Source organism: Chryseobacterium sp. KCF3-3 (assembly GCF_045865955.1).
Classification (GTDB): Bacteria; Bacteroidota; Bacteroidia; order Flavobacteriales; family Weeksellaceae; genus Chryseobacterium.
Genome location: NZ_AP035792.1, coordinates 1098942 through 1125792, shown reverse-complemented (window position 1 = coordinate 1125792; position 26851 = coordinate 1098942). Strand labels below are relative to the sequence as shown.

Sequence of the window (26851 nt, the reverse complement as noted above, 5' to 3'; positions counted from 1 at the left end):
TATTAAAAAATATTAAGTTATTTTATTTGTGTGAGTTATAAAATAGCTATATTTGGCGGAAATTATAATTGTGTTTTAATTTATGAAAAGAGTATTTACTGCTTTAATGTTTACTTGTATAGGAGGGGCAGTGTTCGGCCAATGGACACCAACTTCTCTTAAAAAAGGAGACGACAACAAAAGAAGTACAGGATTTAGAGTAGATCAATCTAATGTAAGAAGTAACGGGTACTATAAACTGGACCTGAACTTACTGAGATCTCAGCTGAAGAATGCACAGGAAATGGGAGCAAACTCCACTCCTGTAGTAATTTCTCTTCCTACGATGAGCGGGAAGATTGAAAGGTTTAATGTATATAGTTTTCCAGTAGTTGTAAAAGAACTGGCAGACAAGTATGAATTAGGATCTTATGTTGGAACAAGTGTCGATGACCCTACCAAATACTTAAGATTCAGTATCGCTCCTAATGATTTTCAGTCAATGATCATCCATGGAGATAAATATGAATTTATTGACCCTGCTTCAACAGACAAGTCAGTATATGCTGTTCATCCTAAAACAAAAAAGGAAAAGAACGGTTTCTTGTGTTCTACAGAAGAATCTCCTGCTGCTAAGAAGGAAATAGATGCTTTATTAAAAAATGGACAGTCGTTCACTAATCAGCCAACAACTTTTAACAAAAGTTCTGATAAGAAATACAGAACAATGAGACTGGCAATGTCCGTTACAGGTGAGTACACGCAATACTTTATGGGACTTGCTGGTGTACCTGCTACTGCTACGGATGATCAGAAAAGAGCTCCTGCTATTGTTGCGATCAACAATACTCTAACCAGAGTAAATGGAGTTTTTGAGAAAGACTTTGCATTGCATTTGAATTTACAGAACTTTCCCAATGTAATTTATATTGATCCTGCTACAGATCCCTATGCTGCTGCTGCAACGGGAGCGGGTGGAGCATGGAATGCACAGCTTCAAACAGCTTTGACAAATAATGTAGGAAATGCTAACTATGATATCGGACATTTATTCGGTAAATCTGGAGGTGGAGGAAACGCCGGATGTATCGGATGTGTATGTATTAATCCTACAACTTCAGTTCCTAAAGGAAAAGGTTCAGGATTTACTTCTCCTGCGAATGGAATTCCATCAGGGGATAGCTTCGATATCGACTATGTAGCCCATGAGATGGGTCACCAGTTAGGAGCTAATCATACTTTCTCTCATAATCTTGAAGGAAGTGGAGTAAATATGGAGCCAGGTTCAGGAACTACCATTATGGGATATGCTGGTATTACCGGTCCTGATACAGATGTTCAGCAAAACTCTGATCCTTATTTCCATAAAGCAAGTATCGGTCAGGTACAAGCGAACTTAATTGCAAAAACTTGTGACGTAGAAACTACAATTACCAATAACCCACCGGTAATTACTGATCTGCCAACATATACTATACCAAAAGGTACTGCTTTTGCGTTGACGGGTAGTGCTACAGATCCTGAAAATGACCCAATGACATATTCTTGGGAAGAAGTAGATGATGCCTTAGTTTCTATTGATAAATATAACTTAGGAAATACAACATCAGGAGCTTCATTCAGATCTGCTGCTCCAAACGCAAGCCCAACAAGATACTTCCCGAAATTTACGTCTGTAATGAACGGAGTATTAAATAATGCAAACAATACTTGGGAAGCTGTATCTACTACGGCAAGAACTACAAATTTTGCATTAACAGTAAGAGATAATAATTCCAATGTAGCTGAGCAACAATCTGCTTTTAAAGTTCAGACTATTGTTGTAGGAGATAATGGGCCTTTCAGATTAGCTAACCAATATGCTGATGTGAATACTCCAACTCCGGTTCAATGGATTGTTGCCAATACTAATGCAGCTCCTTATAATGTTGCTAATGTAAAAATTGATTATACTACAGATAACGGAACAACCTGGACGGTATTATCAGCATCAACACCTAATGACGGATCTGAAAACTTTACTTTCCCTTCTTCATTGAACGGTCAGACTATTAAAGTAAGAGTTTCTTCAATAGGGAATGTTTTCTATGCAGTAGGACCTGTAAGTATTGCACCTCTATCTGCTTGTAGCAGTGCTGCACCAACTAACGTTGTTGTAAGCAACATTACGGTGTCTTCAGGAAGTGTATCTTGGATGTCTTATACAGGCGCAACTTATAAAGTACGTTACAGAAAAGTAGGTACAACTGTATGGACTGAAGCTGATACAGCAGTTCCTTCAATCAACTTAAGTAATTTAATTGATGGTACAACGTATGAAGTTCAGGTAGCTTTAGTTTGTGGTACTACAGTAGGAACATATTCTGCATCTGTAAACTTCAGTACACCTGCACTTGCTTACTGCGCAGCTGCTTCAACAAGTTCAGACTATGAGTATATTGCCAATGTGACACTTGCGAATGTAAATAACACTTCTGTAAATAGTACCTATACAAACTATACAACAAATACAGCACTTCAAGTTAACCTGGTAAAAGGAACTACTTATCCTATTTCAGTTACAGTAGGGAACTCCGGTAGTGCTGATTATGATACGGTAGCTGCATTTATAGACTTTAACAAGGATGGTGTTTTCAGTGATTCAGAAAGAGTATTGAATTATCCTGTAACATTAACGCAGCCATCAACTGTAGTAAGCGGAAACGTTACAATTCCAGCAAATGCAGTAGAAGGACAGCCGTTAAGAATGAGAGTTGTAGCATTCTATGTAGGTGCTGGAACTGGAGGAGGTAACATTGGTTTATCATTACCTTCAGATTATGTTTGTGGAGAACTTTTCGATGGTGAGGTTGAGGATTATAACGTAGTTATTACAGGTAATCTTGCTACTTCTGAAAGTGCTGTTAAGAATAATGGTATTCAGATTTATCCAAACCCTGCAACTGATGTTCTAAACATTACTAAAGTTTCAGATAAAGCAACTTATAAAATCTATAGTGCTGCCGGACAATTAGTAGATAGAGGAAATATCAATAATGGAAAGGTTAATGTTTCAGCTTTAGTTAAAGGTGGTTACATTATTACAATAGATGATAAAGGAATTGAACAATTCAAATCTAAATTTATCAAAAAATAAAGATAACCTTTAAATATTAGTAAATCCCCGGGAACTCCCGGGGATTTCTTTATTTAGAGCATAAGTGATGAATTTGTTATTTTTTTATAAAAAAAACATAAATGCACTTATAAATTAATAATAAAAAATGATTAGATTTGTGTGATTAATATTATAATGAAAACATTATGAAGAAATTCTTTACCTCTTTAATTCTGTTTCTCTGTTTGATTTGTACAGGCTTTGTATCCAAAGTCTCGGCTCAGGCAGGACAGATCGGGACAGGAACGGGTACCTCTGTGTATCTCCCCATACGTTCCTACTATGGGTATAGTTATTCCCAGCAGATCTATACGGCTGCGGAACTTACGACTGCCATTGGTACGTCGAACTATATCACAGCTATAAAGTTTTATTCCACTACTGTTGCAACCTCTCAGGCTGTATATAAGGATTGGGTGGTATACATGGGAAATACAACCCAGACTGCCTTTACATCCAATACAAACTGGGTGCCGCTAAGTTCTCTGACTCAGGTGTATGCCGGAGATTTACCTAACTTAACGAATGGAAACTGGGTAACGCTTCAATTAGCTACACCATTTTTATGGAATGGAACAGACAATCTTGTGGTTGCTGTAAATGAAAAAACTCCAGGTTACGCATCTTCACCAGGTACGGCTTGGGGATCTTATAATGCAGGGGCAAACCGAGGGATCATCTATTATGAAGATGGAACGAACCCAGATCCTGCTGCACCTCCTTCTGCAAAAGACAGACTTGCAGATATTCCAAGAATCCAGCTGGAAAGTCACCAGTTGCCAGCGTGTTCAGCAGCACCGCCTACTAATATTACAGTTTCAAACCTTACAACAACTTCAGCTAACGTAGCTTGGTATCTTTCTGCAGGAGCTACTTATGTTGTAAGATACAGACCTGTATCAGGTGGAGCTTGGACAACGATTAACGTTACAACTCCTTTGGTTGGGAATCAGCTGATTACCGGATTAACTGAGCAAACTCAATATGAAGTTCAGGTAGCAACTGTCTGTGGAGGCTCTCAGGGAGCATTCTCTTCCAGCGTCAACTTTACAACACCGGCTCTTACATATTGTGCTTCCGGTGCTACAAGTACATTTATTGATGGATATATCAACCAGGTTTCTGTGAATGCACAAGGAGCGCCATCAATGAACAGTAACTCTGATCAAAGTGGTTATACAGATTACAGTACAGATCCTACGAGAGTAGTTACTTTAGTAAGAGGTGGTACTGCTACAGTTTCTGTTTCAAAAACTTGGCCAGGGTATCAATATAGCTTCTTAACGGGAGTTTGGATTGACTTTAACCGTAATGGTGTTTTTGAAGCAAATGAAAGAGTACTTACTTCACCAAGTAATACAACAACTCCAGTTACAGCTACATTTACAGTACCAAATGCTGCAGGTGGTGTTTACACTGGAAACCTGACTACAAAAATGCGTGTTGTATTAAACGAATACAGCCCTATCAACGCTTGTGGAACATACTCTTATGGTGAAACTGAAGACTATGCAGTAAAATTTATAGATTTATCACCTTGTACTACAGCACCACCATCTAATATTACAGTAAATAGCATCACTCCTTCTTCAGCTAATGTTACTTGGACATCAGCTACAGGAGCTACTTATATAGTAAGATACAGAGTTTCTCCTTCTGGTGCTTGGCAGCAGATTGCTGTAAATACACCATTAATCAGTAATCAAATACTTACCGGATTATTGGAGCAGACTACCTATGAAGTACAGGTTGCTACTGTTTGTGGAGGAACAACAGGTGCATTCTCACCAAGTGTTACCTTTACAACACCAGCTCTTACTTATTGTACAGCAGGTCCTACAAGTAATACTGCGACAAGCGGATATATTAATAATGTAACTGTTACTCCTACGAATACTCCTATTATGTTGAGTAATTCCGGATCTGACAATTATAAAGATTATACAACAGATGCTACAAGAGTAGTGATCTTTGAAAGAGGTTCAGCAAATAATAAAATTTCTGTAAACAAATACTGGCCAGGTTCTCCTACATCTTATGGAGTTTCAGCATGGGTAGATTTTAACAGAAACGGAACATTTGAAACCAGTGAAAGAATTCTTAATACTACCTATAACACAACTACCCCTGTAACGGCTACTTTCGCAGTACCTACGGTGGCAAGTGGTAACGTATATACAGGAACTCTTCCTACTCGTATGCGTGTAGTAATGAGATATTTTGATAATGCTAATCCTTGTGGTACATTCAGCCAGGGAGAAGTAGAAGATTATGCAGTAAAATTTGTAGATGCTCAGCCTTGTTCAACAGCTGCTCCAACAAATATTACCGTGAATAATATTGGTGCTACTACAGCAACGGTATCATGGGTTGCTACTGCGGGTGCTACATATAATATAAGATGGAGAGTTGCTCCAAGTGGAGCTTGGCAAACAGCTACAGTTCCTGCTGGTCAGAACTTCTACGGAATTACTGGTCTTACAGAGCAGACCAATTATGAAGTTCAGGTTTCTACAACTTGTAACGGTTCTACAGGGTCTTACTCATCATCAGTAGCATTTACAACACCTCCATTGTCTTACTGTCCAATGACAGGTACCGGAACAAATGACCATATTTCGAATGTAACAGTTACCTCTTCGAATCTTGGAGTTCCACCAATGAATAATACTTCAGTACAGACAAACTATACAAGCTATACTACAGCTGAGACTCTTGTTACTTTAGATGTAAATTCTCAAAATAACAAAATCTCTGTTGCAAAAGGTTGGACAGGCGCAACAGGTAACGATGCTGTAACAGCTTGGATTGACTTTGACAGAAACGGACAGTTTACAGATGCTGAGAGAATTCTAATTTCTCCAGCTAATACAACGACTCCGGTTACAGCTACTTTTGCTGTTCCTTCAACTGCTTACACAGGACCATTGACAACTACTATGAGAGTTGTACTGAAACGTACAAGTGCTCCTACAATGTGTCAGAATGCAGTAGATGGAGAAGTGGAAGACTATAGAGTAAGAATCAGACCTTGTAGCAATGCAACTCCTAATGCTCCAACATTTACAACAACGCATACAACAGCTACTGTTACCATCACAGGAGCAGGAGTGAGCTATGTGGTGAGATACAGAGTTCAGGGAACAACAGCTTGGACGCAAGTATATGCTTCAGCACAATTGGGTAACCTTCCGTTAGTAATCAGCGGATTGACACCAGCTACTACTTATGAAGTAGAGGTAGCAGCTATTTGTGGAGATATCGTTGGAACAGCAACTCCAATCAAGACATTCACTACAAGATGTGATCCTACTCCTCCAAATGTAACAGTAAGTAACATTACTCCAACAACAGCATTAATTACGTGGTCTCCGCTTGCAGCAAGCTCTACGTATACAATGAGATGGAGAAAAGTAGGTACTACTGCATGGGCTACTATAAGTTTACCAGCAGCTCCAGCCAATACTTATGTATTAGGAAGTGTAACTCCTCTAGAGCCATATACAACTTATGAAGTACAGATTGCTAACCAGTGTAATGGTGAAACAACGCTGAACCCATATTCTAACCCTAAAGTATTTACTACAGAAAGAATATGCCAGATTCCGCCTCCAGGATTAACAATTACTCAATTGCTTCCTACATCAGCGGCAATCCAGTGGGATCCGTTCCCGGGAGCAACGTATGTTCTCAGATATAGAAAAGTAGGTATTCCAAGCTGGACAGAAGTACCGTCATTAGTTAATAACATTGTATTGACAGGTCTTACAGAATTAACGAAATATGAAATGCAGGTAGTGAATATCTGTAATGGTACGCCAGGAAACTATACTCCTCCTTACTACTTTACAACTCCTACAGTAATCTACTGTAAGATGAAAGCAGAAAACTCTACAGGAGAGCATATCTCTAAAGTTACTGTGAAGCCTACAGGTAAGAAAACAATGGAGAATGAATCCGGAGCATCTACTTATACAGATTATACCGGAGTTCCTAAAACATTCATCGAGATGATCCAGGGATCAACTGACAATGAGATCATCATCGAGAAAAAATGGACAGGAAACACTTACAACGAAGGAATCGCAGTTTGGATTGACTTCAACAGAAACGGAGAGTTTGATATCAACGAAAGAGTATTTACTTCTTCACCAAATTCAAACAGCCCTGTTTCAGGAAAATTCAATGTACCTGCAGATGCTTTTGTAAGTATGACAGACTATAAGTACGTAGTGATGAGAGTAGCAATGTCTAGAGACGGTATCCCTGTAAACTGTGCTGACTTCAAAAACGGAGAAGTAGAGGATTACACGGTAAGAATCTCTAAACCGACTGTTGCTAATCCAATTGATCAGACAAGTGTTATGATTTATCCTAACCCGGTAAGCTCAGTATTGTTTGTGAAAAATGTTAGCAAGAGAGCTAAATATAAGATCTACAATGCTGCTGGGCAGGTAATTGCTGACGGTATCTTACTAAACAACCAGATCAATGTAAGCAGATTGATTAACGGTGTGTATGTTATTGATATCGACGATAACGGTAATACTACCCAAAAGAAATTTATCAAAGAATAAGTCATTTAAATTTCAAATAGAATAAGCCTCCAGAAATGGAGGCTTATTTTTTTTGTCTATAAGATTCCATAACAAGTCTTTTGAACAGTTAAAAACTTTTAAAGTGGTTATTTTAATATTAAAAACGTAAACAGGGTAAATAGTATTTTATTTAATACGTATTAGCTACTTGTTGTGTTAAAATGATGTTTATTTGGTTTTTATTTTATGAAATTAATAATAGTTTTGAGTACTCAAGTAAAGTGTCATTTTCTTCAAATGTTATTATTAATCAAAACAATTTATACCAAAATGAGTAAAATTCTATTCTTTTTAATTGATGCACACTTCTGTCTGTTAAACATTCAAAAGTGGGAAGTTGAAACTGCTGGTTCTGGCAAGGTAACTTATCTGGCTTTGTTGAATCAAAACATTGTAAAAGCAAAAATAATTTGTCAAAACAAAGTAAATTTTTCTTAGATGGGAACAAGACAATCTATTGTGTTTAAGTTATTAAGTATCTTTATTGTTGCTTTAGTACTTGCATCCTGTAATGTGATTGCTCCTGCTCCTTTTCCTTATAAACAAGACTTCAGTGTTGATGATGGGGATTTTACTTTTGTGAATGGTACTCAATCAAATAAATGGGAACATGGCAGTGCGGCAGGAAATCCTTCTGATGCTATTTATATCTCCAATACAAATGGAGGTACAAATGCCTATAATGCAAGTTCTGCCAGTATTGTTCATACTTATAGAGATATTGTTATTCCTGCAGGAACTACCAATACTGTTTTATCTTTCAATTGGAGAGCTGCAGGAGAAAATGATCGGGATTATCTTACAGTATGGCTTGTGCCCACTTCTTTTACTCCGGCAGCAGGGACAAGTATTACCGCAGGAGCTGGAAGAATAAAAGTAGGTTCTAATTTTAATACACAACCAGCATGGCAGACCTATACTAATGCAAATTTGAATGTAAGCAGTTTTGCAGGATCAAATCTTCGTTTAGTATTTGAATGGAGAAATAATAATAATAGCGGAGCTCAGCCACCAGCTGCGGTGGATAATATTTATCTTGGAAGATGTTTTCTTCCTGCACCTATACCTGTAACTTTAATAACATCTACTACAGCACAGCTGAATTGGACCGCTCCGGCTTTACCTCCGGCTAATGGGTATGAATATTATCTGACAACAACAAATACTCCCCCTAATCAAAATATAGCATCTACCGGTTCTTCCAATACTGTTTCTGCAAACTTATCTCAGTTGTTGCCAAGTACTACTTATTACTGGTGGATACGTTCTGTGTGTGGTACTAATCAAAGCCTATGGGTTTCGGGAGGAAGTTTTACAACATTAGCATGTAATACTGCAGTTCCAATAGCTACTGTAGCTGGGATAACTCATAGTTCTGCTTCTGTACGATGGCCTCGTAATAACGTTGTAGGAAACTACCGGATAAGGTACAGGCCTGTTGGAACTTTAAACTGGATAACGAACAATCAGGCTGCTGCTTTACCTCCACAGGTAATGAATACTTTTAGTATGGCTAATTTATTACCCGGTACATCATATGAAGTTGAAATTGCAGCAATGTGTAATGGAACAGCAGGAGTTTATTCTCATAATGAGTTTGTAACAAGATGTGATCCTGCTCCTCCAAATGTAATAGTAAGTAATATTACATCAACATCTGCTTTGATCGAATGGTTGCCGGTTTCATCATTGTCTACTTATGTAATGAGATGGAGAGAAGTAGGAACGGCAGTATGGAACCCGGTACCGCTGCCAGTACCTCCCGCCAATACGTTTAATCTTACGGGGTTAGGCATCAATAAAACATATGAAGTACAAATTGCGAATCAATGTGTTGGAAGTACAGTTCTAAATCCATATTCTAACCCTAAAGTATTTACTACAGGAAGAATATGCCAGATTCCACCTCCAGGATTAACAATTACTCAATTGCTTCCTACATCAGCGGCTATTCAGTGGGATCCGTTCCCGGGAGCAACGTATGTTCTCAGATATAGAAAAGTAGGTATTCCAAGTTGGACAGAAGTACCATCATTAGTTAATAACCTTGTATTAACAGGTCTTACAGAATTAACGAAATATGAAATGCAGGTAGTAAATATCTGTAATGGTACGCCAGGAAGCTATACTCCTCCTTACTACTTTACAACTCCTACAGTAATCTACTGTAAGATGAAGGCTGAAAACTCTACAGGAGAGTATATTTCTAAAGTTACCGTGAAGCCTACAGGTAAGAACACTATGGAGAATGAATCCAGAGCATCTACTTATACAGATTATACCGGAGTTCCTAAAACATTCATCGAGATGATCCAGGGATCAACTGACAATGAGATCATCATTGAGAAGAAATGGACAGGAAATACTTACAACGAAGGAATTGCAGTTTGGATTGACTTCAACAGAAACGGAGAGTTTGATATCAACGAAAGAGTATTCACTTCTTCCCCAAATTCAAACAGTCCTGTTTCAGGAAAATTCAATGTACCTGCAAATGCTTTTGTAAGTATGACAGACCATAAATATGTAGTGATGAGAGTAGCTATGTCAAGAGACGGTATCCCTTTAAACTGTACAGACTTCAAAAACGGAGAAGTAGAGGATTATAAAGTGATTATTCAAAAGAAACAAGTCCTTAACTTACTTGATCAGAATGAAATTCTGATTTATCCGAATCCGGTAAGCACTTTATTATATGTAAAAAATATTAGTAGAAAAGCTAATTATAAGTTATACAATATTTCCGGCCAATTTATATCAGGTGGAATTATCCTAAATAATAAAATTGATATGAGTAAATTGATTAACAGTGTGTATATAATATATATTGAAGATAACGGAAATACCATCCAAAAGAAGTTTATAAAAGAATAAGTCATTTAAATTTCAAATCGAATAAGCCTTCATTTATGGAGGCTTATTTTTTTAGACACTATCCCGTAAAGTGTGTAAGTTAAAAAGTCAGGGCTTAGATTTTATAATCTGAGCCTTTTCTCAAAAATAAGCATAAATTGGTTGAGGACAATACCCCAATTCTGTATAGGCATTGTCCATTTTTTAGTAGCTTCTTTTAATGCCAAATAAACTGATTTCATTACAGCATCATCAGTAGGAAAAGACATTTTATTTTTGGTGTATTTTCTGATTTTGCCGTTGAGATTTTCAATTAAATTTGTGGTGTAAATGATTTTTCGTATCTCGAGAGGAAATTCAAAAAATACAGTGAGTTCATCCCAATTGTTTCGCCAGGATTGTATAGCATAAGAATATTTGCTTTCCCATTTATCTGCAAAATCATTGAGAGCTGCTTGAGCCGCTTGTTTTGTTGGAGCGGTGTAAATATGCTTCATATCGGCAGAAAATTCTTTTCTGTCCCTCCAGACCACATATTTGCAGGCATTTCTTATTTGATGGACAACGCAAATTTGGGTTTGAGATTCAGGAAAGACGGAACGGATTGTTTGGGTAAATCCGTTTAAGTTATCGGTAGCAGTGATGAGAATATCCTCCACACCACGGGCTTTTAAATCCGTGAGAACACTCATCCAGAAGGCTGAACTTTCATTTTTTCCAAGCCACATTCCCAAGACCTCCTTTCTCCCGTCACGGTTTAATCCAACAGCCAGATAAACGGTTTTATTAATGACTTTGGAATTTTCCCTTACCTTGAAAACAATCCCATCCATCCAGACAATGAGATACAAATCTTCAAGCGGGCGGTTCTGCCAGCTAACAACTTCACTGGCAACCGCATTGGTGATTCGTGAGATGGTAGAGGTAGAAACATCAAAATCATACATTTCTTTAATTTGTTCTTCAATATCACTTACACTCATTCCCTTAGCATAAAATGATATGATAATATTCTCCAAACCATCGATAATATTATGTCTCTTTGGAACCAATGCTGGTTCAAAACTACCTCCTCTATCTCTGGGAACTTTAATTTCAGATTCGCCAAATGAGGATTTTATCTTTTTAGTCCCGTGACCGTTACGGTAATTTCCAGTGGCAGATTTCTGATGTTTATCATTATCCAAATGAGAGTCCAATTCTGCATCAAGCATATGCTCTATAGCTCGCTTGTGCATTTCTTTGAAGAAAGAAGTTAAGTCTTCTCCATTTTTAAAGGACTTGTAAAAATCCTTGTTGTTTAATAATTCTTCTTTGTCGATCATAACTATGTAATGGTTAAAAATAATAAAAAGTTATTTCCGTAAAATTTTTTGAGCTATAAGGGCTCAAAATTTTCCAGAATAACTTTTTAACTTACACAGTTAGTGAGATACTACCTTTTTTTATTAAAATATCTCATTGGAAATATAATCCTCAGGAATTATTTTTTGCAGAAAAAAACTCGTTAGAAAAGCTTCTAACGAGTTCTTATTTATTCAATACTGAAAACTACTTTTTCAGTTTGTTCTTTTAATTCTTCCAGATTGGTATTGTTATAGATAATGCAATCCGCCATTTTAATTTTATCCCTTTCAGGCATCTGTTTCTCCATGACAGCTTCTACCTCGCGATAGGTTTTGTTATCCCTGTCCATTACTCTTTTAATTCTGATATTATCCTCAGCAGTTACTAAAAGAGATTTATAACATTGTCTGTTAAGTTTCAATTCAAACAATAAAGCTGTTTCTTTAAAAACTAAATATTTGGTTTGTTTCTTAACCCAGTTTTCAAAATCTATTCTTACAGCGGGGTGGATGATCTCATTCAATTGCTGAAGCAGATCTTTGTTATTAAAAACTTGATCAGCCACAAATTTTCTGTCATATAACCCATTTTCATCATAAGATTCTTCGCCAAGAAGTTCCTTGATTTTTATTTTCAGGTCTTCACTCTCATTGACAATGGCTTTAGCTCTGTCATCGGAATAATAAACCGGAAAACCGAATTCCTCTATAAAGCGCGCTACTGTAGTTTTTCCAGAACCTATTCCTCCTGTTAAACCAATGATCTTGGGTGCTGGTTCCGGCTCTGTCTGCTGTGTTTCTGAATGTAATTCTTCCATGATTAAAAATTAATATCCAAAAACATCATTAAAGCTAAACGTCTCATCAAGTCTCACTCCTTTCTCGGTCATTTTAAGACTTGCAAGTTCATGATGAGCATCGTGTTCAAAGAACAGTAAATATTCATTGTCTACACACTGCTTCAGGAACTTTGCTTTCTCTTCCATTGTTAAAAGAGGTCTGGTATCATAACCCATCACATACACCGGGTTGATATGTCCTGCCGTAGGAATAAGGTCTGCAGCAAAAACAACAGTTTTTTCCTGGTATTGGATCACCGGAAGCATTTGTTTTTCTGTATGCCCGTCTACGAAAATAACGTCCATTTTAAGATCTGGAGCAAAACCATAGTTTCCGGTAGTAGGAAGAGGCAAATAGTTAAGCTGGCCGCTTTCCTGCATCGGCATAATATTTTCCTTCAGGAAGCTTGCTTTTTCTCTTGCATTAGGTTCTGTTGCCCATTGCCAGTGATTTTCATTCGTCCAGAAGTTGGCATTTTTGAAGGCTGGTCTGTATCCGGTTCTGTCATCATTCCATTCGATAGCACCACCACAGTGATCGAAGTGAAGGTGAGTAAGGAATACATCCGTAATATCCTCCTTTATAAAGCCATATTTTTTAAGATTTTTATCAAGAGTATCATCTCCCCAAAGAGAGTAGTGACCGAAGAATTTATCATCCTGTTTGTTACCAAGACCGCAGTCTACCAGGATCAGTTTTTTTCCATCTTCAATAAGCAGAGAACGTGTTCCCAGTTCGATTAGGTTTTTTTCGTCTGCAGGGTTCGTTTTTTCCCACAGACTCTTCGGGACGACTCCGAACATAGCACCGCCGTCCAGTTTAAATTTTCCACATTGTATTGGATATAACTTCATATGTATATTTTGATTATTTCTTTATTAATTTCATTTTCTCAGCAATCTTTCTCGCATTATCATCAGATTGTTCAAGTTGAGTAATGATGTTGTTAAAATCATTCTCTTTTCTGTTCTGAGAAAGTTTTTGTTTGATAAATATTTCGGTTGGAATAACTTTAATCCCAAAAGCACCCTTCATTTCTTTTTCTACAAATTCTTTTCCCATGTCTTTCACCATCATTGGGCATTGTTGAAAACTTTCATATTTAGACGTTAATTTATCCAAATGAGCATACAGCTCATCATGATTCATTATTTCAACTTTTCCGTGAATCTGTACTGCCTCATAATTCCAGGTGGAAACATTGATGTGATCATACCAGCTGCTGGAAATATAAGTATGAGCCCCTAAGAAGTCACAAAGAACTTCATCACCATTTTTTAAGGTTTTCGCCTGTGGGTTAGCTCTTGAAATATGAGTTTCAATATAAATATTTTCAGGATCATCTTCATTAAGCATCATCATAGAATGAGTGGCCCGTATCTTATCTACGGAAGAAATCAGTAAAGCAAAAGAATTTTCTTTGATGATCTTTCGCATCACTTCAAAATCTTCACTTCTGTATAACTTAGGTATAAACATAAACTAATCAATTCTCATTAACTTTAAACCTTAAACCTTAAACCTTGAACCTTGAACTCAAAACTTTGAACCTAGAACAGCTCTCCCGGGTTTCTAGGCCTTGTAATATTTAAATGCTTGTAAGCCTTGTCAGTAACTTCTCGTCCTCTTGGAGTACGGATAATAAACCCTTCCTGAATCAAAAACGGTTCATATACTTCTTCCAGCGTTTCAGGATTCTCTGCAATAGATGTTGCCAGAGCAGAAATACCAACAGGTTTTCCTTTAAAGTTTTCAATCATGACACGCATGATTTTATTGTCCATTTCATCCAGTCCAAATTCATCTACATTAAGAGAATCCAAGGCATATTTTGTAATCTTGATTTCAATTTCACCATTTCCTTTGATCTCAGCGAAATCACGTACTCTTCTCAGTAATGCATTAGCAATCCTCGGTGTTCCACGGCTTCGTCTCGCAATTTCGATCGCTGCGTCTTCATAAATAACTACTCCTAAAACCCTTGCACTTCTCTGAATAATCATAGACAAAAGTTCAACAGAATAATATTCCAGTCTGCTTTGAATTCCGAATCGGGCAAGCATTGGTTTTGTAAGCATACCACTTCTTGTCGTAGCACCTACGAGAGTAAAAGGATTCAGCCCTATCTGTACACTTCTTGCATTAGGACCTGTTTCCAACATGATATCAATCTTATAATCCTCCATTGCAGAATACAGGTATTCCTCTACTACAGGAGAAAGACGGTGAATTTCATCAATGAAAAGAACATCATTTTCTTCCAGATTGGTCAATAAACCAGCTAAACTTCCAGGTTTATCCAATACAGGACCCGAAGTAACCTTACAATTTACCCCAAGTTCATTAGCAATAATATTGGCTAAAGTCGTTTTACCAAGCCCCGGTGGACCATGTAATAAAACATGATCTAGTGCTCCGCCACGTCTTTTCGCAGCGGTAACAAAAACCTCAAGGTTCTCCAGCGTCTTTCTCTGTCCCGCAAAATCTTTAAAGCTCTGGGGACGGATCTGTTCTTCCTGCATCAGCTCCTCTCGTGAGTAGTTTTCCTTATCTGGATGTAAAAAATCTGGCATTAATTCATTTCATTTACTTCAAAGATAGCAAATTTAGACAAAGGTTGAAGGGCAGATTGAGAAAACGTTGAGATTGATAGAGAGGTTTATGCCAGGGTTGAAAATGAGAATAGCTAAGATTTAAATAATTGGGATATTTTAAGTATTTTTGAGAGGAGAAATTATTCATAAAAATTAATGAAATTTTGAATGTTTAGAAAAAGAATACTGATAAAAAATGAGTCAGCTTGAATCTAAACATCGCATTAACTTTAAACTAATGAAATTAATAGGACCATTTAAGCAGGTGGTAACGCTTGCTAACTTACCCTTAAGAGGAAAACTTTCCGATGAGCAGCTGGAAATTATTGTAGACGGAGGAATTGTAGTAGATCAGAATACCATCCGGAAAGTTGGAAATTTTGAAACATTAAAAACAGAAAATCCTACCATAGAAATCGAACATATTGAAGGAGAACAGGTTGTTCTTCCTGCTTTTGTAGATTCACATACCCACATCTGTTTCGGAGGAAACCGCGCCAATGATTTTGCCATGCGCAATGCAGGGAAAACCTATCTGGAAATTGCAGAAAGCGGTGGTGGAATCTGGAGTTCCGTGCAGCATACCAGAAATGCTTCAGAAGAAGAATTGTTAAAAACTTTAGGAGAAAGAATCAACTTTTTGGTTGATCTGGGAATTACGACCATTGAAGTGAAAAGCGGATACGGTCTGGATGTGGAAAACGAGTTGAAAATGCTTAGAATTATTAAAAAAGCACAGAGTGAAACTAGAGCTACTTTAGTTCCAACCTGTCTTTCAGCCCACCTAAAACCAAGAGATTTTGAAGGAAGCAATCCCGAATATCTGGAATATATCATCACCGAAATTTTACCAAAAGTAAAAGAAGAAGATTTAGCGAATAGAGTAGATATCTTTATCGAAAAGTCTGCTTTTCAACCTGAAGAAAGTAAAGAATTCTTACTTAAAGCAAAAGAATTAGGCTTTGAAATTACCGTTCACGCAGATCAGTTTACCCCTGGAAGTTCAAGAATTGCCGTAGAAGTAGGAGCGAAGTCTGCAGACCATTTGGAAGCAACAATAGATGAAGATATTCAGTTCTTGGCAGAATCTGATACGGTGGCAACAGCCCTTCCGGGAGCGAGTTTAGGATTGGGTGAGAAATTTACTCCGGCAAGAAAATTATTAGATGCGGGCGCTATTGTAGCCATTGCTAGTGACTGGAATCCGGGATCTGCCCCAATGGGAAATTTAATTACCCAGGCATCAATTTTAGCCACTTTCCAGAAACTAACTACCGCTGAAGTTTTGGCTGGAATGACTTTCCGTGCTGCATATGCCCTTAACCTTGAGGAAAGGGGACAGCTGGAAGTAGGAAAAAAGGCAGATTTTGTCACTTTTAAAACCAATAATTTCCAGAATGTACTTTACAATCAAGGAAGCTTAAATGCAGAACATGTATACATTGATGGAAGTCAGATTTAAAATTATAAATTAACCATACTTTGTCATTGAATAAGCTATTTGAGATCTTCTTATTCAATGACATACAATAGGCAAATGACTGAATAATGAGTAATATTTGGCAAGGCAGATTGGACGGAGAAGAACTTCTCTATCACAGATTATTTCAAAGAGTAAAAGAAGAACGTAATTACGACAATATTTCTACAGGAGATTTTGCATTGCATGGTTTTGCTGTAGATGAAGGAGTGAGGAGAAACAAAGGCCGTCAGGGAGCGAAAGATGCTCCGGATGTGATCAGGAAAAATATGTCTAATTTTCCGGTAATTCTTCCGGACTTTTCAATGCTTGACTTTGGGAATGTTACCTGTGAGGATGGTCATCTTGAAAATACTCAGAATAATCTTGCCAAAAATGTGTCAAAAGTACTTTTGAAAGGAGGAAAATCCCTTGTTTTGGGTGGAGGTCATGAAGTGACTTATGCTCATTATTTAGGCGTTAAAACAGCCTTCCCGGAACAAAAGATAGGCATTATTAATATTGATGCTCATTTTGATAACCGACAGCCGGAAAATGGAGTAGGGCCAAGCTCAGGAACCGGATTCTGGCAGATTGCTCAGGAAGGTCCTATCAATTCTTTGCATATTGGAATTCAGAGAAACTCCAATACGTTGAAGCTTTTTGATACGGCCCATCAGTATGGGATGAAATATATTCTTGCAGACGAATTATTTTTTGAAAATCTTACGTCTATCTATCAGCGTATTGATGAGTTGCTGGATAGTGTGGATTATGCCTATCTTACCATTTGTATGGATGTCTTCAATGCATCTGTTGCTCCCGGAGTCTCGGCTGCAGCATATAATGGTATCTTTGCAGATACAGCCTTTATGCATTTTTACAGACATATCTTAAAAAATAAAAAATTACTGGCGCTGGATGTGGCAGAAGTTAATCCTTCTTTTGATATCCAGGACAGAACAGCAAGACTGGCAGCATGTCTTGTGAATGAATGGCTAATGATGTAAGAAAGTTATATTCTTCCGATAGAGAAAATCATTATTTTATTGACCCTTAAGGAATGGAATTTGCTAATTTCACCGTGCTTTTAAAATAAAAGCGCTCATAAATTCATTAGCTGAATTTAAAACAGAAATTTATATTATGGAACAATTAATTGAAAGCAAGCTTATTAAAGCAGATAAAGCGTTTTCAGTGTGGAGAAAAGTGCCGTTTGAGGAAAGGCAGAAGTTAATTGCAAAAGCAGCGGAAATTTTAAAGAATAATTCGGAGAAATTTGGGAAAATAATTACTACAGAAATGAATAAACCCATTTCAGAATCTATTGCTGAAGTGGAAAAGTGTGCTTTAATGATGAATTATTATGCCACTGCTGAAAATATATTAAAACCAGAAAAAGTTGATTCAGAATTTGCTTATTCTGAAGTTCATTATGCTCCGAAAGGAGTGATCTTAGGTGTAATGCCGTGGAACTTTCCTTTTTGGCAGGTGCTGAGATTTGCTACTCCTGCAATTCTAGCAGGAAATACAATCGTTTTGAAACATGCTTCAATTTGTTTCGGAAGTGGAAATGCCATTGAAGAAGTACTTCTGGAAGCAGGTTTTCCTGAAGGTATTTTTCAGAATCTTGAAGTAGGGCATAAAGCTGTAAAAGAAATCCTTGAACATGATGCTGTAAGAGGTGTAAGTCTTACAGGGAGCGGAAAAGCTGGAGGCGAAGTAGCTTCAATAGCTGGTTTAAATATCAAAAAATCTTTACTTGAATTAGGCGGAAGTGATGCTTTCATTATTTTCGATGATGCAGATCTTGAAGCAGCAGCAAAAGCAGGAGCAAAATCCAGACTTCAAAACTGTGGACAAACCTGTACTGCAGCAAAAAGATTTATCATAGATGAAAAGATTGAAGATGCGTTTTTACCAATATTCATTGAAGAATATAAGAAATATGAGATCGGAGATCCTTTGGATAAAGAAACCAAACTGGCAGGGATGGCAAGACCGGACCTTGCTGATGAATTGGAAGCTCAGTTCAACAGAGCATTGGAAAACGGTGCTGAAATCATCATCCCTCTGGAAAGAGTTTCTGAAAATGAATTTAGTCCTGGTTTAATCAGAGTTCAGGAAGGAAATCCAATTTTAAAAGAAGAACTTTTCGGACCTCTTGGTATGGTTATGATTGCAAAAACTGATGAAGAAGCTTTACAGATGGCGAATGATATTCCTTTCGGACTTTCCAATTCTGTCTGGACTCAAAATAAAGACCGTCAGCTATTCTTCATTGAAAACCTTGAATCTGGAACAGTCAATATCAATCGTATGACAAGTTCTGATCCACGTTTTCCATTTGGAGGATCAAAAGCTTCAGGATATGGAACAGAACTATCCTTATTAGCTTTAAAAGAATTTGTGACCGCTAAGACGATTGTAGGTAACTAAATTAGGTATAATGTCATTCCGGGGAACAGAGGAGTCTCAGAGATTCTTCACTTCACTCCGTTTCGTTCAGAATGACAAATTACGTTTATAAGTTAACAGTAAACCTTAACTATAAATAAAAACTCCCGAAAATTCATTTCCGGGAGTTTTTTTATGCTTTGACAAAAAGTAATTTTGCTTATTGCTTATTGCTTATTGCTTATTGCTTATTGCTTATTGCTTATACTGTCGTAAGTCTCAATGTATTTGTTTTTCCGCCTTCATATGATGGAGTAGCATTGATGTTGATTACGAAATCTCCGGTTTCAATGTAACCATAGTTATGCGTTAACATATTTACCTGAATGATCGTTTCGTCAGTAGACTTCTTCATGTCATAGTAATAGGCATGTACACCCCAAAGAAGGTTCAGCATGGTAATTACTCTTCTGTTACCACTATATACGATGATGTGAGAGTTTGGTCTGTGTGCTGCAAGCTGGAAAGCTGTATACCCTGAATGAGTAAGCGTTACAATGGCAGAAACGTTGGTTGTTTTAGCAATTCTTACTGCTGCAAGACAAACCCTGTTTGTAATGAATCTTTCATCGATACAGTTGTAATCTTTTTCGATAGGCTCATTTTTGTGCTGATAGAAATGAGTAGTTTCGATATTCTTTACAATTTTAGCCATGTTTTCCACAACCTGTACCGGATATCTCCCTACAGAAGTTTCCCCGGAAAGCATTACGGCATCAGCTCCGTCCAATACAGAGTTGGCAACGTCATTTACTTCCGCTCTTGTTGGTGTTAAGCTATTGATCATGGTTTCCATCATCTGAGTAGCAATAATTACCGGCTTGGAATAGAATCTTGCTTTTTCTACCAGGTTTTTCTGGATTGCAGGAACTTCTTCCATTGGAACTTCTACTCCAAGATCTCCACGTGCAACCATTAATCCATCACATTCAAGAAGGATTTCCTCAATATTTTTAACGCCTTCTGGCTTTTCAATTTTCGCAATAATAGGAGTCTTGAATTTACCGTTCGGATGTTTTGCAATTAATTCTTTCAGGTCAATGATGTCCTGTGCATGACGAACAAAAGAAAGAGCAATCCAGTCTACCTCCATATCAAGCATGAAATTAGCATCCTGAATATCTTTTTCTGTCAATGCAGGAAGAGAAACGTTTGTATTAGGTAGATTAACCCCTTTTTTGGAACTTAACGGACCTCCCTGAATAGTTTTTGCTTTTACAGTATCTTTTTCATTGGTTTCGATAACCTCCAGCATTAGTTTCCCATCATCAATAAGGATTCTTTCTCCTACTTTTACATCTTGTGGAAACTGTTGGTAAGTCATGTACACCTTTGTGGAATCTCCCTCCATCTTTTCATTGGTGAAAGTAAGAATATCACCCGGGTTCAGGTAAGATCCCTCCTTTACAACTCCCACTCTCAGCTTAGGACCCTGAAGGTCTCCAAGGATTCCTACAGAATAACCGTACTCATTGTTTAGCTCTCTAATTATTTCAATATTTTTTCGAACTAAGTCGTAATCTGCATGGGAAAAATTTATTCTGAAAATATCAACACCCGCTTTCATTAAATCTAACATTACCTCCTTCGACGATGAAGCAGGTCCTAGTGTTGCGATAATTTTTGTCTTCTTTAAATACTTATTCATAATACTGGATAATTTGATAAAGTTCCTCATCAGAACTCAGTGTATAATCTTGAATTGGAAACACAAGATTTTCAGGGAGCAAAATTACGGAAAAATCAGGAAACTGTTCCGAACTATGCAGAATATATTCCACATCTACCTGATTATTTAATAAAAATTTAATGTTTTCTTCTTCTGTAAAGAGTTCTGTCTGAATTTTTTTTTGCTTACTTTCAGAAGATTTATTGGAAATGAAGGTAAAACAAGTCTTCGTATACTTGTGGTAGGCTTCAAATCTTGGAAAAAAATAATCATAATAACCTCCATGAAAGACAAGATCTTTCTTTCTTGAAAAATTGAGGTTGTTGGTTTGATTTATTTTGTAGAAAAACTCATGAGCAGGTACATCTTTGGCTAATCTTACCAATCCTATGGCAATATCTTCAAATTCTATATCATCAAGATCATAAAGTTTTTGAATTTCCAAGTATATTTTCTTTTTTGTTTAAAATATAAAATGCTCTCTGTGCTGCTTTTTCCTCTGCTTTCTTCTTGGAAGTCTCTGTTGCATTAGCAATTTTTTCGTCTCCCAGCCATACATGACACCTAAATACGATAGATTTATTAGCCTGTATTTCCTCGCAGGTTTCGTACTTTATATTGACCTTCTTCTTTTGGCTCCATTCGAGCAAGAGACCTTTATAACTTACAATTTTGTTTTCAAGCTTATTGATCTCGGAAGGGGTCAGCAATTTTTCCAAAATAATCCTTTTACAGGCATCATAATGGAAGTCTAAATAAACAGCACCGATTAAGGCTTCAAACAAATTTCCAGAGATATTTTCTCCCAAAGCTGATGAGCTGTTTTGCTTTTGCAAAAGGCTGGTAAGCTTGAGATCTTCTCCTAATTTATTGAGGTTTTTCCTATTAACAATCTTAGATTTCATTTGTGTCAGATATCCCTCATTGGCCTGAGGATAAGTCTGGAACAAATGACAAGAAATAATTGTACCCAAAACAGAATCTCCCAAAAATTCAAGTCTTTCGTAATTGCTGTCTTGATTTTTAGAAGAATTTTTCAAAGAAAAAGCTTCGCGGTAAAGAGCAATATTCTGTACCTCTGTACCCAAAACTTTTCTAAGCTCGGTACTGAGAAAATATTCTCTCTCCGTTAATTGTCTTTTTCTTTTTTTGAGAAGGAATTTAGAAAAGTATTTCTGTAACTCCATTCATTGAATTTAGATTTTCTTAAATAGAACGCAAGCGTTATGCCCGCCAAATCCAAAAGTATTGCTCATGGCTACTTTTACATCTTTCTTAACAGCAGTATTGAACGTAAAGTTGAGTCTGCTGTCAATATTTTCATCATCAGTAAAATGGTTGATGGTTGGAGGAACAGTACCATGAATAATAGTTCCCAATGCAGCGATAGCTTCAATAACTCCTGCAGCACCTAAAAGGTGGCCAGTCATTGATTTTGTAGAATTAATCTGAATGTCATAAGCGTGCTCGCCTAATAATTTAGAAATTGCATTGGATTCTGCGATGTCTCCTAATGGAGTAGATGTACCATGCATGTTGATATGATCTACTTCATCAGCAGTTAAGCCTGCATCTTCCAGACAACTTTTCATTACCAGATAAGCGCCAAGGCCTTCAGGATGTGGAGCAGTCATGTGATGTGCATCAGCACTCAGACCTCCTCCTAATAATTCTGCATAAATTGTAGCACCACGTTTTACAGCGTGCTCATATTCTTCAAGAACGATACATCCGGCTCCTTCTCCTAATACAAATCCATCTCTGTCTTTGTCAAAAGGTCTTGAAGCTGTTTTAGGATCGTCATTTCTTGTAGAAAGTGCCATCATTGCGTTGAATCCACCAACACCACTTGCTGTAACGGCTGCTTCAGAGCCTCCGCACACAATAACGTCTGCTTTTCCTAACTGGATTAGCATTTTGGAATCAATTATAGCATTTGCTGAAGATGCGCATGCAGATACAGTAGTATAGTTTGGCCCATGGAACCCATATTCAATTGAAATATGCCCAGGAGTGATATCTGCAATCATTTTTGGGATAAAGAAAGGGTTGAATCTCGGAATTTCCGTATTGGCCCATCCTAAAACTTCAGTTTCAAAAGTCTCTAATCCTCCGATTCCAGAACCCCAGATTACACCAACTCTGTTTTTATCTACATTGTCTTCAATAATTCCGGAATGCGCTACTGCTTCTCTTGCAGCAACAAGTCCCAATTGAGTATTTCTGTCCATCTTTTTAGCCTCTTTCTTATCGAAATGCTGTAACGGATCGAAATTTTTTACCTCGCAAGCGAACTTTGTTTTAAAGTTTGTGGCATCAAAAAGAGTAATCGGAGCGGCACCGCTCTCACCTTTCACAAGATTTTCCCAGTATTCTTTTGCATTATTTCCTATTGGTGTTATTGCTCCAAATCCGGTTACAACTACTCTTTTTAATTCCATAAACTTTGTTTAATTTCTTTTTTGTTGAAGAATATTATTTATTTACTACTTCTTCGATGTAAGCGATAGCGTGTCCTACAGTAGTAATTTTTTCAGCTTGGTCATCAGGGATCTGAATGTTAAATTCTTTTTCAAATTCCATGATTAACTCAACTGTATCTAGTGAATCAGCTCCTAAATCGTTAGTGAAGCTAGCTTCAGGAGTTACTTCTGTTTCTTCAACGTCAAGCTTATCAGCGATGATAGCTTTTACTCTTGATGCAATGTCTGACATAGTAAATTATTTTTTTAATTGTTAGATGGTGCAAATATATAAAATTCTTTACGATAAAACATTTTTTTAGTCTTTTTTGTGGACCAGAAGCTTTTATTTTGGGTTGTTTCTGTTTAGTCTTTTCGTTTTCAGTAGGTTATATTTAATATGTGTAAAATATTGAAATCTAAATTGAATAATGGTAAAATGTTTTACAATAAGAAAGTTTGAGATCGGGTAGAATTTTATCTTAATATGAATAAAACCCAATGGGTAATTGTAAAATTCTATAGCATTATTGAGTTCATTTTTTTGTCGTAAACAATGAGAAATAAGAAAAATCACCTATTTAAATAGATGATTTTCTTTAAGAAATAAATATGAAATCAATGTTTTTTAATTTACTAGTCTTTTTCTTTGGCATAATAAACTGAATAAGGAGAATCTGTAATTCTTCGCATTAGTGTGTCATTAATTTTATAAACTCTAAATTCAGAATTACTATATAAGCTCCCTGTAGTGGGTCTATATGTTATTAAATAAACGTATCCACTACTTGATGATGCTTCATGTTCAACTGCCCATATTATATTTGTAGTTTTCGATTTGTTTATTTGATCATTGAGACTGGAATTGTCATTTAATGAAATAATGTCATCTTTAGTAAATTTTAAGCGTGTAGTAGGAGTCTCTGTTGTATGCCATGTGCCTTGTATCCAGAGTGGTGGGTTGAAGTGTTTAGTTTGAACAGGTGCTGTTGGTTCTTCTTTTTCAAGTAGATTATCATTATCTCCAGAACAACTTAAAACTAAAAATAAAAATGCAAAAAGGGATATTGATAAAGCGTTCTTTGTAATTTTCATAAAATGGATTATTAGTTATTCAATGAATTACTATTCTCTTTTTATTAGAGAATAAAGAATATTAATGTAAATATATGGATTTATTCTAATTACCAAATTATTGAATTTTGAGAGTCTGTAATCTGCAAGAAACAAATAAAAAAACCGCTTAAATAAAATAAGCGGTTTTTGTGGAGTTGGAGGGATTCGAACCCTCGTCCAAACAAGCAATACATAAGCTTTCTACATGCTTATTCTACCATTGGTTTTCGACTGGAAGCAGAGGATAGACACCCAACTACCAGCTTATCTTCTAAAGTTTTCGAGCTTTAGCCAAAGCTTCTAAAGCCTTATTTCCGCATTCCTATATCCCAGAATCAAACGCCGCAGAACAGAGCATTTGTGGAATATCTTGCTTCCCTACTGAAATCTTCGGGAAAACGCTTGATCTACTATACTTCGATATTAAGCTGCAAGAGCGAACTCTTCGTTGCCAGTTAAAATTTTGTAGCAAGGGATTATAGAGATCGCGCTACGGTTCTCTGCATGCTTACTTACCCATTGGTCTTGCTGTCGAAACCAGTCAACCCCATGAATAAAGTGATGGCAAAGATAATGCTTTTTGTTTACATTTCATTAATGTACGTGGTTTTAATAGAAATTAGGAAACAAAATGAGTATCCTGAAGCTATTAATAATTGAATATCCAGTTATTGTGGATAAAATATTATTGTTTGTCAACAGGCTTTAATACAAGGTTTTTTTTAAGACTTAAGATGGAAGAGTGATTGTTTGTTGCAATATATTTTGTGTTCTCATAAAAATTGTCTAGTTTTGCAATCCAAAATGAGATGTAAAATATGTTAATAATTCCAGTAAAAGATGGTGAATCCATCGACAGAGCTTTAAAAAAATACAAGAGAAAATTTGATAAAACAGGAACTGTTCGTCAATTAAGATCTAGACAAGCTTTTATCAAGCCTTCTGTAACTTTGAGACAATCTAAGTTAAAAGCTGCTTACAAACAAAGAGCGCTTAGCAAAGAAGAGCAGGCTTAAGATTTTTTCTTAACCATATATTAATTCACTTCTTAAATTCTTATATTTGAGGAGTGAATTTTTATTTTTATACCTATGATGCTGGAAAAATTTTTAGAATACTTACAATTCGAAAAAAGATATTCTCCTCATACGATCACAAGCTACAAAAAAGACCTTGAAGACTTTTCTCATTTCTTTCTCCGAACAGAATCTTCCGAAAATTTAGCCAGGGCAGACAAAAAGATTATCCGGAATTTTATTGTTGAACTCAGTGAAAATGACATTTCTAAAAGAAGTATCAACAGAAAATTATCCTCGCTCCGTAGTTTCTATCTTTTTCTTTTAAAAATAGGGGAAATTAAAGTTTCTCCTACCGAAGGTATTTCTTCTCTGAAGTTTTACGCTGAGAAACAGATTCCTATGTCTAAAGAGGAAATGGAAGACCTTAATGAAAGGATTTTCGAGGAGGTACATGATGTACTTGAAAAATGTATTATGGAGGTTCTTTACCAGACAGGTGTGCGTAAAGCGGAACTTTGTGGCCTGATATTTGAGAATGTTGACTTATATGAAAATGAATTAAAAGTAATAGGAAAGGGGAATAAAGCAAGGGTAATTCCTATTTCCGATGAACTGTCCGGACTTCTTAAAAGTTATCTTGAAATAAGAAATCCACAGACAGAATTTAAATCATATTTTTTTGTCAATAAGAAAGGGAAAAAACTCAACGAAAAATTTGTTTATGTGGTAGTTAATAAGTACCTTAGTCTTATAACAACGAAAGAAAAAAAAAGTCCTCACATCCTTCGGCATAGCTTTGCTACTCACGTTTTGGATAATGGGGCGGAGATCTCCAAAGTGAAAAAAATATTAGGGCATTCCAGTCTTGCCAGTACTCAAGTCTATACGAATGCTAATATTGAACAATTGAAAAAAGTGTTTAATCAGGCTCACCCTCGAGCATCAAAAAAAGAAGAATTATGAAGATTTCAGTTCAATCAATCGGTTTAACACCACACGAACCACTAGAGTCACACATCGACAAAAAAGTTAGCAAATTGGATACCTTCTATGACAAAATTCAGGAGTGTAAGGTATTTTTAAAAGTGGAAAATAATGCTGATAAAGCAAATAAAACAGCCGAGATTATTTTGGCGGTTCCGGGAGACGATATCGTAGTAAAGAAGACATCTACAAGTTTTGAAGAAAGTTTGGACCTTTGTGTTGATACTGCTAAAAAGCTATTAATCAAGAAAAAAGAAATGGCATAGGAAAAAAAGTTAAAAAAAGTTTATAAAATATTTGAGAATTCAAAAAATCCGT

General features: G+C 36.5%; 20 protein-coding genes and 1 other RNA gene. 9 read left to right on the top strand and 12 right to left on the bottom strand.

What is annotated here, in order from left to right:
* Nucleotides 1–82: 82 nt before the first annotated feature.
* The 3 genes from ACKTTZ_RS05020 (at nucleotide 83) to ACKTTZ_RS05010 (ending at nucleotide 10608) form a co-directional block, all read left to right on the top strand.
* On the top strand, nucleotides 83–3115 hold the full coding sequence (locus ACKTTZ_RS05020; RefSeq protein ID WP_034693090.1) for a reprolysin-like metallopeptidase: 3033 nt from the start codon (nucleotides 83–85) through the stop codon (nucleotides 3113–3115).
* Nucleotides 3116–3282: 167 nt separating this feature from the next.
* The gene (locus ACKTTZ_RS05015) at nucleotides 3283–7713 is read left to right on the top strand and encodes a GEVED domain-containing protein (RefSeq protein WP_407847647.1); all 4431 of its coding nucleotides are present in this window, start codon (nucleotides 3283–3285) and stop codon (nucleotides 7711–7713) included.
* 459 nt (nucleotides 7714–8172) lie between these two features.
* Nucleotides 8173–10608 (top strand): fibronectin type III domain-containing protein, encoded by a 2436-nt coding sequence (locus ACKTTZ_RS05010; RefSeq protein WP_407847646.1) that lies wholly within the window; start codon nucleotides 8173–8175, stop codon nucleotides 10606–10608.
* Nucleotides 10609–10709: 101 nt separating this feature from the next.
* On the opposite strand, the gene ACKTTZ_RS05005 is transcribed toward ACKTTZ_RS05010, so the two are convergent.
* The 5 genes from ACKTTZ_RS05005 to ruvB form a co-directional block, all read right to left on the bottom strand.
* Entirely contained in the window at nucleotides 10710–11912 is a 1203-nt protein-coding gene (locus ACKTTZ_RS05005) for an IS256 family transposase (RefSeq protein WP_253318248.1), read from the bottom strand.
* A 209-nt stretch (nucleotides 11913–12121) separates the two neighbouring features.
* Complete coding sequence (gene coaE / locus ACKTTZ_RS05000; protein WP_253316221.1) at nucleotides 12122–12751, bottom strand: dephospho-CoA kinase; 630 nt, start codon at nucleotides 12749–12751, stop codon at nucleotides 12122–12124.
* 9 nt (nucleotides 12752–12760) lie between these two features.
* Entirely contained in the window at nucleotides 12761–13627 is an 867-nt protein-coding gene (locus tag ACKTTZ_RS04995) for an MBL fold metallo-hydrolase (protein WP_129037745.1), read from the bottom strand.
* 13 nt (nucleotides 13628–13640) lie between these two features.
* Nucleotides 13641–14252, bottom strand: a complete 612-nt coding sequence (locus ACKTTZ_RS04990; RefSeq protein ID WP_407847643.1) for an FMN-binding negative transcriptional regulator — start codon at nucleotides 14250–14252, stop codon at nucleotides 13641–13643.
* Nucleotides 14253–14323: 71 nt separating this feature from the next.
* Complete coding sequence (gene ruvB, locus ACKTTZ_RS04985) at nucleotides 14324–15346, bottom strand: Holliday junction branch migration DNA helicase RuvB (RefSeq protein WP_253316224.1); 1023 nt, start codon at nucleotides 15344–15346, stop codon at nucleotides 14324–14326.
* Nucleotides 15347–15605: 259 nt separating this feature from the next.
* Here ruvB and hutI point away from each other — a divergent pair, with 259 nt between their 5' ends.
* The 3 genes from hutI (at nucleotide 15606) to ACKTTZ_RS04970 (ending at nucleotide 19265) form a co-directional block, all read left to right on the top strand.
* On the top strand, nucleotides 15606–16829 hold the full coding sequence (hutI, locus tag ACKTTZ_RS04980; protein WP_253316225.1) for an imidazolonepropionase: 1224 nt from the start codon (nucleotides 15606–15608) through the stop codon (nucleotides 16827–16829).
* Nucleotides 16830–16915: 86 nt separating this feature from the next.
* Complete coding sequence (hutG, locus tag ACKTTZ_RS04975; RefSeq protein WP_034693105.1) at nucleotides 16916–17836, top strand: formimidoylglutamase; 921 nt, start codon at nucleotides 16916–16918, stop codon at nucleotides 17834–17836.
* A gap of 136 nt (nucleotides 17837–17972) precedes the next feature.
* Nucleotides 17973–19265: an aldehyde dehydrogenase family protein gene (locus ACKTTZ_RS04970; RefSeq protein WP_034693108.1), complete on the top strand. Its 1293-nt coding sequence runs from the start codon at nucleotides 17973–17975 to the stop codon at nucleotides 19263–19265.
* 220 nt (nucleotides 19266–19485) lie between these two features.
* On the opposite strand, the gene pyk is transcribed toward ACKTTZ_RS04970, so the two are convergent.
* From pyk to ssrA, 7 genes are all read right to left on the bottom strand, one after another.
* Nucleotides 19486–20931 (bottom strand): pyruvate kinase, encoded by a 1446-nt coding sequence (gene pyk / locus ACKTTZ_RS04965; protein WP_034693110.1) that lies wholly within the window; start codon nucleotides 20929–20931, stop codon nucleotides 19486–19488.
* On the bottom strand, nucleotides 20924–21397 hold the full coding sequence (locus ACKTTZ_RS04960; RefSeq protein WP_034693113.1) for an IPExxxVDY family protein: 474 nt from the start codon (nucleotides 21395–21397) through the stop codon (nucleotides 20924–20926). Before ACKTTZ_RS04960 ends, pyk begins: the two co-directional genes overlap by 8 nt.
* A complete protein-coding gene (gene rnc / locus ACKTTZ_RS04955; protein ID WP_034693116.1) occupies nucleotides 21375–22139 on the bottom strand; it encodes a ribonuclease III in 765 nt (254 codons plus the stop codon). The genes ACKTTZ_RS04960 and rnc overlap by 23 nt, the downstream gene beginning before the upstream one ends.
* Before the next feature lie 9 nt (nucleotides 22140–22148).
* Entirely contained in the window at nucleotides 22149–23393 is a 1245-nt protein-coding gene (gene fabF, locus ACKTTZ_RS04950; RefSeq protein WP_034693118.1) for a beta-ketoacyl-ACP synthase II, read from the bottom strand.
* 34 nt (nucleotides 23394–23427) lie between these two features.
* Complete coding sequence (locus ACKTTZ_RS04945; protein WP_002976354.1) at nucleotides 23428–23667, bottom strand: acyl carrier protein; 240 nt, start codon at nucleotides 23665–23667, stop codon at nucleotides 23428–23430.
* Nucleotides 23668–24050: 383 nt separating this feature from the next.
* Nucleotides 24051–24509, bottom strand: a complete 459-nt coding sequence (locus tag ACKTTZ_RS04940) for a hypothetical protein (RefSeq protein WP_034693121.1) — start codon at nucleotides 24507–24509, stop codon at nucleotides 24051–24053.
* A gap of 168 nt (nucleotides 24510–24677) precedes the next feature.
* Nucleotides 24678–25079, bottom strand: a transfer-messenger RNA (tmRNA) gene (gene ssrA, locus ACKTTZ_RS04935).
* 269 nt (nucleotides 25080–25348) lie between these two features.
* On the opposite strand from ssrA, the gene rpsU reads away from it, so the two are divergent.
* The 3 genes from rpsU to ACKTTZ_RS04920 all read left to right on the top strand — a co-directional run bounded on the left by rpsU (nucleotide 25349) and on the right by ACKTTZ_RS04920 (nucleotide 26799).
* Nucleotides 25349–25546: a 30S ribosomal protein S21 gene (gene rpsU, locus ACKTTZ_RS04930; RefSeq protein WP_045501128.1), complete on the top strand. Its 198-nt coding sequence runs from the start codon at nucleotides 25349–25351 to the stop codon at nucleotides 25544–25546.
* 78 nt (nucleotides 25547–25624) lie between these two features.
* Nucleotides 25625–26512, top strand: coding sequence for a tyrosine-type recombinase/integrase (locus tag ACKTTZ_RS04925; RefSeq protein WP_034693156.1), 888 nt, complete (start codon nucleotides 25625–25627; stop codon nucleotides 26510–26512).
* A complete protein-coding gene (locus ACKTTZ_RS04920; protein ID WP_047435429.1) occupies nucleotides 26509–26799 on the top strand; it encodes an HPF/RaiA family ribosome-associated protein in 291 nt (96 codons plus the stop codon). The genes ACKTTZ_RS04925 and ACKTTZ_RS04920 overlap by 4 nt, the downstream gene beginning before the upstream one ends.
* The last annotated feature ends 52 nt before the right edge of the window (nucleotides 26800–26851 follow it).